Below are 9,830 nucleotides of genomic sequence, written 5' to 3'. Positions count from 1 at the left end.
ACGGCGGCGGAGGAGATCCTCTGCGGGCTGTTCGCCGAGGTCCTGGGGATCGCCGGGGTCGGCATCGACGACGACTTCTTCGCGCTCGGCGGTCACTCCCTGCTCGCGATGAAGCTGCTCGCCCGGATCCGCGCCGCCCTCGGCGCCGACCTCGGGATGCGCGCGCTGTTCGAGGCCCCGACCGTCGCCGGACTGGCCGCCCGGCTCGGTGCCGGGCCGGCCGCCGACGCCCTGGACGTGCTGCTGCCGCTGCGCACCGGTGGCGGCCTGGCCCCGCTGTTCTGCGTCCACCCGGCCGCCGGCATCAGCTGGGTCTACTCCGGCCTGCTGCCGCACCTCGGCGCCGACCGGCCGGTCTACGGTCTGCAGGCCCGCGGTCTGCGCGGGGAGGCACCGGCGAGCGTCGCCGAGATCGCCGAGGACTACGTGCGGCAGATCCGGGCGGTGTGGCCGTCCGGCCCGTACCACCTGCTCGGCTGGTCCTTCGGGGCGGTGGTCGCGCAGGAGATGGCCGTCCGGCTCCAGGCCGAGGGCGCACAGGTCGGTGTGCTCGCCCTGCTCGACGGCGCACCGGTCACCGACCACGGTCCGGCGGCCGCCGACGGGCCGGAGGAGGACGAACCCGTCGACACCCTGGCCGAGTTGCTGCTGTCACTGGGCTACGACCCGGAGGCCGGGCACGGCCAGGCCGAGCTGGCCACCGTCCTGGGGGAGGCCGCCGCCGAGCTGCCCGGAGTGTTCGAGCGGCACCGCAAACTCATGGCCGAGCACGTGCCCGGCCGCTACCGGGGCGACGCCGTCTTCTTCGGCGCGACCCTCGACAAGCCTGCCGACTGGCCCTACGAGCGGTCCTGGCGGCCGTACCTGGACGGCCGGATCGAGCCCCACCGCCTCGCCTGCGCGCACGGCGAGCTGACCCGTCCGGAACCCCTCGCACGGATCGCCTCCGTGCTCGCCGAGAAGCTTGGAGAGTGACCCGCGATGTCCGTCACCACCCCCGCCGTGGCTCCGCCGGAGCCGTCCCGCAGCCGCTGGGGGCTGTGGGCCCAGGCCGACTTCCGTCGGCTCTGGATCGGTGAGACCACCAGCGGTCTCGGTACGGCGGTCGGCAACGTGGCGCTGGCCCTGGTGGCCGTCGTCACCCTGCACGCCAGCCCGCTCGCGGTCGGCCTGCTGACCGCCTCGGCCTGGCTGCCCTGGCTCTTCCTCGGGCTGCCGGCCGGTGCCTGGGTGGACCGTTGGCGCAAGCTGCGGGTGATGCTGGTCTGCGACCTGCTGCTGCTCGTCCTGTTCGTCAGCGTGCCGGTGGCCGGCTGGCTCGGCGTGCTGACCATGGCCCAACTGGTGCTGGTGGCCCTGCTGACCGGCGGGGTGAAGGTGTTCTTCTCCACCGCGTACGGGGCGGTGCTCCCGTCGCTGGTGGCCAAGGAGGACGTGCTGGAGGCGAACGTCAAGCTGCGCTCCGGGGAGTCGGCGGTGGAGATCGCCGGGCCCGGTGCGGCCGGCCTGCTGTCGCAGGTCTTCGGTGCGACCAGCGGCCTGCTCGCCGACGCGGTGAGCTACCTCGTCTCGGCGGTCTGCGTGGCCCGGATCACCGTGGTGGAGCAGCCTCCGCCGCCGTCGCAGCGGCGGGGCATCCTGAAGGAGATCGGCGAGGGCGTGGGCTTCCTGGCCCGCGACCCGTACCTGCGGACGCTGGCCTGCTTCGGGGCGGTCGGCAACCTCGGGCTGAACGGCATCCAGGCCGTCCAGACGGTCTTCCTGGTGCGCAGCGTCGGCATCGGATCCGGCGAGGTGGGCCTGGTGTTCGCGGTGGTGAGCATCGGCGGGCTGGCCGGCGCGGCGGTGGCCGGGCGGCTGGCCGGGCGGCTGGGCAGCGCCCGCGGGCTGCTGCTGTGCGAGTTGGTGGTCGCGCCCTTCATCTTCCTGCTGCCGATGGCCGGCGACCAACTGCCGCTCGCGGTCAGCGCGCTCGCGTGGTCGGTGGCCGTCTGCGGCGTCGTGGCCGGGAACGTGCTGGCCGGCAGCTTCTACCAGTCCTACTGCCCGCCCGCGATGATCGGGCGGATCAGGGCCAGCGCCTCGACCGTCAACTACAGCGCGATCCCCCTCGGCGCCCTGCTCGGCGGCTGGCTCGGTGAGGTGCTGGGCCCGCGCACCACGATCTGGATCATGGCGGGCGTGCTGCTGTCCGCGGGCGCCGTGCTGCTGGCGAGCCCGTTGCGCGGAATGCGCGACTTCCCGTCGCGCCCCGAGCACGACGACCACCGCGCCCAGGACGCGCGGCCCGAGCCCGCCGCCTGATCCCGCCGCCTGACCCCGCACACCCCGCCCCGACCGCCCGAACCCTCACCCCGGAGCCCCCTGATGACCCGCACCGCCCGCCCGCGCCACTACCTGATGTGCCGTCCGACCCATTTCGAGGTCACCTATGCGATCAACCCGTGGATGGACCCGGCGAAGCCGGTCGACACCGGGCTCGCCGTGGCGCAGTGGGAGCGGCTGTACGCGCTCTACCAGGAGCTCGGCCACCGGGTCGACCTGATCGACCCGATCCAGGGCCTGCCCGACATGGTCTACGCCGCCAACGGCGCCACCGTGGTCGACGGCAAGGTGCTCGGCGCCCGCTTCCGCAACGCCGAACGGGCCGCCGAGGGCCCCGCCTACCTGGAGTGGTTCCGCGCCCGGGGCTTCGAGACGCGCGATCCGGAGCACGTCAACGAGGGCGAGGGGGACCTGCTGCTGACCGCGAGCTCCGTACTGGCCGGGCGGGGCTTCCGCAGCGTGGCCGACGGGCACGCGGAGGCTCAGGAGTTCTTCGGGCGCCCGGTGATCGGCCTGGAGCTGATCGACCCGCGCTACTACCACCTGGACACCGCGCTGGCCGTGCTGGACGGCGACGAGATCATGTACAACCCCGAGGCCTTCTCGGCCGGCAGCCGTGCCGTCCTGCGCCGGCTGTTCCCCGACGCCCTGCTGGTGGACGGCGCCGACGCGGCGGCGTTCGGCCTCAACGCGGTGAGCGACGGCCTGCACGTGGTGCTGCCGGAGGCGGCCGTCGGCCTGGCCGCGCGGCTGCGGGAGCGCGGCTTCCAGCCGATCGGGATGGACCTCAGCGAGCTGCTCAAGGGCGGTGGCAGCATCAAGTGCTGCACCCTGGAGATCCGCGCGGCGGCCTGAACGGCGGCCTCGACGGGTGGCAGTGATCACCGGTGCTCGGTTGTAGATCCGCCGTTGAACGCCCCCGGCCAGACTGGTGGCACACCACGACGGAAGCCCTTCCCCCGGGGAAGCGAGCCAAGGGAGCACCAGAGATGACGCAGCGTCCGGCCACCGCCCCTGTCCGCCTCCGCCTGTTCACGGTCGGTCTCGGGGTGGCCGTCGCCCTGGGTGCCGGTCTCTCCGCCACGACCGCCGTGGCGGAGACGGCCGGCACCGGGACGGCGACGGTGGTGAGCGGCGGCGCGACGCCGACGCCCACCCCCGCCCAGCCCAGCCCCACCGGCACCGTCCACGGCAGCACCGGCGACTGGAACAGCACCGGCTCCTGACCGCACGGGCTCCTGACCGCGACAAAAAAGCGGCAGGATCGATTCTTCAGCAGCTGGTCATCAGCTCGTCAGCGGCCCGGCCCGCAGCTCGTCACCGGAGCGCCCGATGCCCCCCGGCCACCGCCCCGACGCCCATCCGGGACGGACGCAGCCGTAGCAGCCGCAGCCGTCGAAGCAGCCGTAGCGGCCGAAGGGTTCGAACCCTCCCCCCGGGGCAGCAGCCCCGCCACCTCCTCCGCCTCCGGCAGCCCCAGCCGCACGAAGATCCGGTGCGCCTCCCGCAGCCGGCCCCACGCCTCGGCCTCCCGCCCGAGGTCCGCCAGCGTCCGGCCCAGCACCACCAGCGCCTGGCCCTGGTCCCGCTCGGCCCCCAGCTCCTCGCACAGCGTCAGCGCCTGCCCGGCGTGCTCCAGCGCCTCGTCCGTCCGGCCCAGCGAGCGCAGACTGTCCGCCATCCGGTAGCGGGCGTGCGCCGCCCGGGCCCGCAGCCCGGCCGCCGAGGCCACCGCCAGGCACTCGCCGAACCAGGTGACGGCCTCCTCGTGCCGCCCCAGCCCGTGCAGTGCCAGCCCCAGCACGTACAGCGTGTACGCCCGGCCGGGATCGTCGTGCCTGGTCCGCAGCTCGGCCAGCGCCTCGTGGCAGATCGGCACGGCCTCGGCGGCCCGCCCGCTGCGCACCCGGGCCAGCGCGGCGTTCACCGTCGTCACCAGCGCCCCGGAGCGGTGGCCGAGTTCGCGCGCCAGCAGCAGCGCCTCGTCGTAGTGCCCGACGGCCTCGTCGTAGCGGCTGAGGAACTGGCAGACCAGGCCCAGGTCGTTCAGCGCCTGGCGCAGGATCACCGTGTCGCCCGCCGAGCGGGAGGCGGCCACCGCCAGCCGGGAGGCCGCCTCGGCCTCCTCCAGCCGGGTGGCGGCCAGGGCGACGTTGCCGCGGAGGAAGTGCGCCCGACCAGCTGCCCGGTGGTCGGTGTGGTGGTCCGCGGCGGCGGCCAGGGCCTCCGCCGTACTGGCGAGCTGGCGGCTGGGCGGGGCGAGGACGAACGGCGTGAGCGCGATCAGCAGGTCGATCGCGGCGCGCAGCGGGTCCGGTGCCGCGCCGTCGGCCGGGGCCGGCGCGGTGTCGTCCGCGACGGTCCAGCCCGCCACCTGGGCGGCGAGCGCGATCGCCCCGGAACCCTCCGCCTCGGCCCAGGCCCGGGCGCCGTCCGGGCCGCCGAGGTCCACGCCCGCGCTGCGGGCCGGCCCGAGCGCACCGGCGGCCGGATCTCCCGGGACGGCGTGCTGGAAGGCCGCGCACGCGGTGGCCAACAGGTGGTCCAGCAGTCGGTCACGGGCCTCCACGGCCGCGCCCGGGTGGTCCGGGCGCCGCCGGGCGAAGGCGCGCAGCAGGTCGTGGTAGCGGTAGCGGCCGGGGAACGGCGACTCCATCATCGCCACGTCCACCAGGGACTCCAGCAGGTCCTCGGCGTCGTACTCGTCCAGGTCCAGCAGGGCGGCCGCGGCGGGCAGCCCGATGTCCGGGCCGTCCACCGAGGCGGCCAACCGGAACGCCCGGGCCTGGGCGGGCGTCAACTGGCGGTAGCTCAGTTCGAAGGCGGCCTCCACCGCCAGGTCGCCGATGCGCAGCTCGTCGATCCGCCGCCGTTCGACCGCCAGCCGGCGGCCCAGCGTCTGGACCGTCCAGCTCGGGCGGGCCGCCAGCCGGGCCGCCACGATCCGCACCGCGAGCGGCAGGTGGCCGCAGACGAGCAGCAGCTCCCGGGCCGCCTCCGGCTCGGCGGCCAGCCGCTCGGCGCCGATCGTGCGGCCCAGCAGTTCGAGCGCCTCCGCCGGCTCGAACACGCCGAGGTCGGCCTGGACGGACGCGGGCAGGCCCGAGAGCCGGGTACGGCTGGTGGTGAGCACGGCGCAGCCGACCGCGCCCGGCAGCAAGGGCCTGATCTGCGCGGTGTCGTGGACGTTGTCGAGCACCAGCAGCAGCCGCCGGCCGTCGACCACCGAGCGGAACAGCGCCGAGCGGGCGTCCAGCCCGTCGGGCACCCCGTCGGCCGGCACGCCGAGCGCCACCAGGAAGCTGCTGAGCACCGCCTCCGGGTCGGCCGGGGTGGTGTCGGCGCCCCGCAGGTCGACGTAGAGCTGCCCGTCGGGGTAGGCATCGCGGGCCCGGTGGGCGACGTGCAGGGCCAGCGCGGTCTTGCCGACCCCTCCCATGCCGACCACGGTCGCGATCACCAGCGCCTGCTGGTCCGGGGCGCCGAGGGCCGCGCCCAGCCGCTCGACCAGGACGGTTCGGCCGGTGAAGTCCGCCGCGTCGGGCGGCAGCTGGGCAGGTCGGGGCGACGCCGTGCCGGTGCCGGTGGGCGCGGCGGGCGCACCGGCCGCCGCGGGGCCGTCCGGCGGATCCTGCGCCTCGGGCCCGGGCCCGGCCGGCTTCACCGGGCCGGAGAGCGGCGCCGCGGCCGGCGCCGGGGCGGCGAGCGACAGGTCGCCCTCCAGGATCCGCCGGTGCAGCTGGTCCAGGTCGGCCCCGGGCTCCACCCCCAGCTCGTCCAGGAACAACTGACGCGCGTTCCGGTACACCGCCAGCGCGTCCGCCTGCCGCCCGGCCTGGTACAGCGCGCGCATCAGCAGCCCGTACGCCCGCTCGTGCAGCGGGTGCTCGGTGGTCAGCGCGGTCAGCTCCGGGATGCACCGGGAGAAGCGGCCCAGCGTCAGATCCAGGGCGATCCGTTCCTCCAACAGGGTCAGCCGGAGCTCCTGCAACCGCTGGCGCTGCCGCTGCGCGAACGGGCCGGGGATGCCGGCCAGCGGCTCGCCCTGCCACAGCTCCAGCGCCTGGTTCAGCAGGTCACGGGCCTGTTGCGGCTGTCCGGAGGCCGCCGTGCGCTCGGCCTGCGCCGCCAGTTCCTCGACCTGCGCCGCGTCCACCGAGTGCTTGGGCAGCACCAGTCGGTAGCCGTCCCCGACCGAGGTCAGCACGGTCGGCGCGTCCGGCTCGTCGCCGTGCAGGATCTTGCGCCACCGCCAGGCGTACGTCCGCACCGTCGTCACCGCGGTGCTCGGCGGCTCCTCACCCCACAGGGCGTCGATCAGGTCCGTGGCGCTCGCGCCGTGCCCCGGCCGGAGCAGCAGCACCGCCAGCATCGCCTGCTGCTGGGGACTGCCGACCTTCAGCACGGTCGTGCCGCGCTGCGCTCTCATCAACCCCAGCACCGAGAACCGGAAATCACTCATTCGTGCACCTGCCCGCTTCATGTGCCCGCCCCCGCCCACGCACGCGTCTGCCCCCCGATTGATGAGTCCCTATCAACCCACGCCAGCCGGTGGGCTGTCGAGAGATCATCGACCCCGTAGTGATCCGGTGTTGATCGCCCACCGTCACAATCACTGGTGTGGCCCCAGCCGTCGGCCCGGTACGACCCGCCGGGCCCGCCACACCCCCCGGGTGCCGCCGCCCGGGCGACCACCACGTTTCTCGGAGGCCGACGCCAGTGAACACCGACCTGCTCTACCGGTTGCTCGACGTCGACCCGGTCGCCGGACCGGTCGAACTGCTCCACCGCGCCCGCGGCGCCCGCGACCTCCCCTACCTGGTGCTCGCCGCGCTCGTCCGGGAGGACGTCCGGATGGGCGAGCACGCCCGCGCCGAACTCCAGCGCGCCCGCGACCGGGCCGACTGTTACGCCCGGCTCGCCCGCGACCTCGCCGACGCCACCGGGGTGCGCCCGATCCGCGACCTCCCGCTGGCCGGCTACTACCCGTCCGACCTGCCCCGGCCGCTGGGCGAGCTCACCCTCGTCAGCCCCACCGAGGCCGCGCTCTGGCAGGCCGTCAGCAGACTCGTCACCCAACACCCGGTGGAGTCCGTGGAGGTCACCCTGCTCGGCGAGCGTCCCCGGCACACCTCCGTCACCCTGCGCTGGCCGGCCGAGGACCCGCTGCTCGACCCGTGGTACCAGGTCCGGCTCGGAACCGCCGCGCTCACCGGCGACCTCGCCACCGTCCCGGTCCGGCCCTACCTGGCGGCCGACGACCACGTCGAGTGCCTGATCGCCCTCGCGGAGGAGGGGCTCGGCCGCCCCTTCCGGGTGGGTGACGTGATCGACGTGGCCCGCCTGGCCCGGCAGTCCTACGAACCCGTCGAGACCGCCGCCGTGGTCGCCGCCTACCGGCTCGCCCCGGAGGCCGTCGCACTGCTCGACCTCGCCGCCGAACACGTGCCGCTGGGCTCCCTGGAGGGCGTGCGCACCGTCCTGGAAGCCGAGGTCGCCCCCGAACTCCGCCGCCGCGAAGCCCTCGCCCGCCCGCTCCACCCGCGGCACGGCACCCTGCTGCGCCGCACCGTCATCCGGCACCAGTGGGACGAGGCCCGCCTCCTCCCGGCCGGACCCGCCACCCTGCTGCTCACCCCGGTCGCCGACTTCCTCCTCGCCCCGGAGGGCGTCCGCCCGACGGCCCCCGCCCGCGCCGCCGCCCTCACCGCCCTGCGAGCCTGGGACACCACCGCCCCCGACACCCCGGACGGCACCCCCCGCGCCCGCCTCCCGGAGTCCAGACACGGCTGAACACGACCGGTCCCCGGGCCGCCCCCTTCGACGACGGGTCAGCTTCTCGGGACGAGGGTGTTCTCGCTGCGCCGGCCGGCGGCGTAGTCGTCGATGTTGCGGGTGGTGGCGTCGATGATCTGGCCGACGGCGGTGTGGGTGAAGTAGGCCTGGTGGCTGGTGACGAGGACCTGGGGGAAGGTGACGAGGCGGGCGAGGACGTCGTCGGTGATGCCCTCGATCGAGCGGTCGGTGAAGAAGACGCCGGTTTCCTCCTCGTAGACGTCGAGGCCGACGCCGGAGAGGCGGCCGGCGCGGAGGGTCTCGACGAGGGCGGCGCTGTCGATGAGGCCGCCGCGGCTGGAGTTGACGAGGATGGCGTCGTCCTTCATGCGGGCCAGGGCGCCGCCGTTGATCAGGTGGTGGGTGGCGGGGAGCAGGGGGACGTGCAGGCTGACGAGGTCGGCGCGGGAGAGGAGTTCGGGCAGTTCGGTGTAGTGCATGCCGAGGTCGAGGCAGGCCGGGTTCTGGGCGATGTCCCAGCCGAGGAGTTCGGTGCCGAAGCCGGCGGCGATGCGGGTGAAGCATTCGCCGATCTTGCCGGTGCCGATGACGCCGATGGTCATGCCGTGGATGTCGCGGCCGAGGAGGCCGTCGAGGCGGAAGTCGAACTCGCGGGAGCGGCTGGCGGCGCGGGTGAGGCGGCGGTTGACGGCCAGGGCCAGGGCCCAAGCGTGTTCGGCTACCGAGTATGGGCTGTAGGAGGAGACCCGGGCGACGGTGAGGCCGAGGTCGGCGGCGGCGTCGAGGTCGATGTTGTTGAAGCCGGTGGAGCGTTGGGCGATGAGTTCGGTGCCGCCGGCGGCGAGGACGGTGAGGGTCTCGGCGTCGAGGACGGCGTTGACGCTGCTGCTGACGGCCGGGTAGCCGGCGGCGAGCGGGGCGGTGTCGCGGTTGAGGAACACGTCCAGGGTGCGGAGTCCGTGTCGGCCTGCGAAAGCCCGTTCCAGGAGCGGTTGTTCGTCTGCTTGGACGCCGTAGGCGAGGATCTCCATGCCGTCACGCTACCCAGAGGACTGCCGGGAAGCTGGGTATGGCTCGCGGAGGATGGTGCTGCTTAGACTACAGATGAACGATCTACGCGACGGCGCGTATCGCGGTGTCGCGTAGTCGCCGCTGGCCGAGGCTGCGGCGGTCGGTGCCGTGCTGAGGCCTGGCGTGCAGCAGGGCAAGCCGGTCAGGGCCGCTCCGGGCGTGAGGCGCGACTGCTTCTGCCTGTACGGGTTGCCTTTCGGGTGAAAACAGCGGGAATTGCGGCAGCAGGATCCGACCCGGCGCAACGCGCAGCCGTATTTCCTCGCCAGGAAACGGCGGACGTATGGAATATGCTTGTTTCTCCAGATAGGTGTCGCTAAGTCGAGTCCGGTGTGCTTCAGCGGCCTGATGAGAAGTTCCGGAAAAGTTATGTAATTCCGAAGCGCCTCTCCTTCGTCTCGAATCTCACCGCACGGACGGTCCGCCCGGCAGTGCGGGCTCCGAGGCGAGCGGGCCGGTCTGCGGGGGGGGGGGGGGGGGGTACGGGCTGGCCTGCGGTGCCCGTGCCGCCTACGGAACCCGCCTCCGCCCCGGGGCGTCGCAGGCGTGCTTCCTGGTGCGGGTCCGGTCCTGTGACCTCCGGTGCGGTCACGGCGATGCCAGGGGTGCGTGTGACTCGAATTCGCCGTCACACGGAG

7 protein-coding genes are annotated in these 9,830 nt (G+C 74.2%); 5 read left to right on the top strand and 2 right to left on the bottom strand.

The genetic code is table 11. The annotated features are described in order from the left end of the window. From ABT015_RS35410 to ABT015_RS35395, 4 genes are all read left to right on the top strand, one after another. Nucleotides 1-975, top strand: a 975-nt coding sequence (locus tag ABT015_RS35410; protein WP_350886698.1) for a thioesterase domain-containing protein, incomplete at its 5' end; no start/stop codon positions are given. A 6-nt stretch (nucleotides 976-981) separates the two neighbouring features. Further along, nucleotides 982-2,304 (top strand): MFS transporter, encoded by a 1,323-nt coding sequence (locus ABT015_RS35405; protein WP_350886695.1) that lies wholly within the window; start codon nucleotides 982-984, stop codon nucleotides 2,302-2,304. A 63-nt stretch (nucleotides 2,305-2,367) separates the two neighbouring features. After that, nucleotides 2,368-3,180, top strand: coding sequence for a dimethylargininase (gene ddaH, locus ABT015_RS35400; RefSeq protein ID WP_350886692.1), 813 nt, complete (start codon nucleotides 2,368-2,370; stop codon nucleotides 3,178-3,180). A 134-nt stretch (nucleotides 3,181-3,314) separates the two neighbouring features. Next, a complete protein-coding gene (locus ABT015_RS35395; protein ID WP_350886689.1) occupies nucleotides 3,315-3,551 on the top strand; it encodes a hypothetical protein in 237 nt (78 codons plus the stop codon). A 68-nt stretch (nucleotides 3,552-3,619) separates the two neighbouring features. On the opposite strand, the gene ABT015_RS35390 is transcribed toward ABT015_RS35395, so the two are convergent. Continuing rightward, on the bottom strand, nucleotides 3,620-6,787 hold the full coding sequence (locus ABT015_RS35390) for an AfsR/SARP family transcriptional regulator (RefSeq protein ID WP_350886687.1): 3,168 nt from the start codon (nucleotides 6,785-6,787) through the stop codon (nucleotides 3,620-3,622). A gap of 257 nt (nucleotides 6,788-7,044) precedes the next feature. On the opposite strand from ABT015_RS35390, the gene ABT015_RS35385 reads away from it, so the two are divergent. After that, complete coding sequence (locus ABT015_RS35385) at nucleotides 7,045-8,118, top strand: hypothetical protein (RefSeq protein WP_350886684.1); 1,074 nt, start codon at nucleotides 7,045-7,047, stop codon at nucleotides 8,116-8,118. A 38-nt stretch (nucleotides 8,119-8,156) separates the two neighbouring features. Here the strand turns inward: ABT015_RS35385 and ABT015_RS35380 are convergent, their stop codons facing one another. Beyond that, nucleotides 8,157-9,152: a 2-hydroxyacid dehydrogenase gene (locus tag ABT015_RS35380; RefSeq protein ID WP_350886681.1), complete on the bottom strand. Its 996-nt coding sequence runs from the start codon at nucleotides 9,150-9,152 to the stop codon at nucleotides 8,157-8,159. Nucleotides 9,153-9,830: the final 678 nt, after the last annotated feature.

The sequence above is a fragment of the Kitasatospora sp. NPDC094016 genome (assembly GCF_040304045.1).
Classification (GTDB): domain Bacteria; phylum Actinomycetota; class Actinomycetes; order Streptomycetales; family Streptomycetaceae; genus Kitasatospora.
This window is presented reverse-complemented; position numbering and strand designations above follow the sequence as displayed.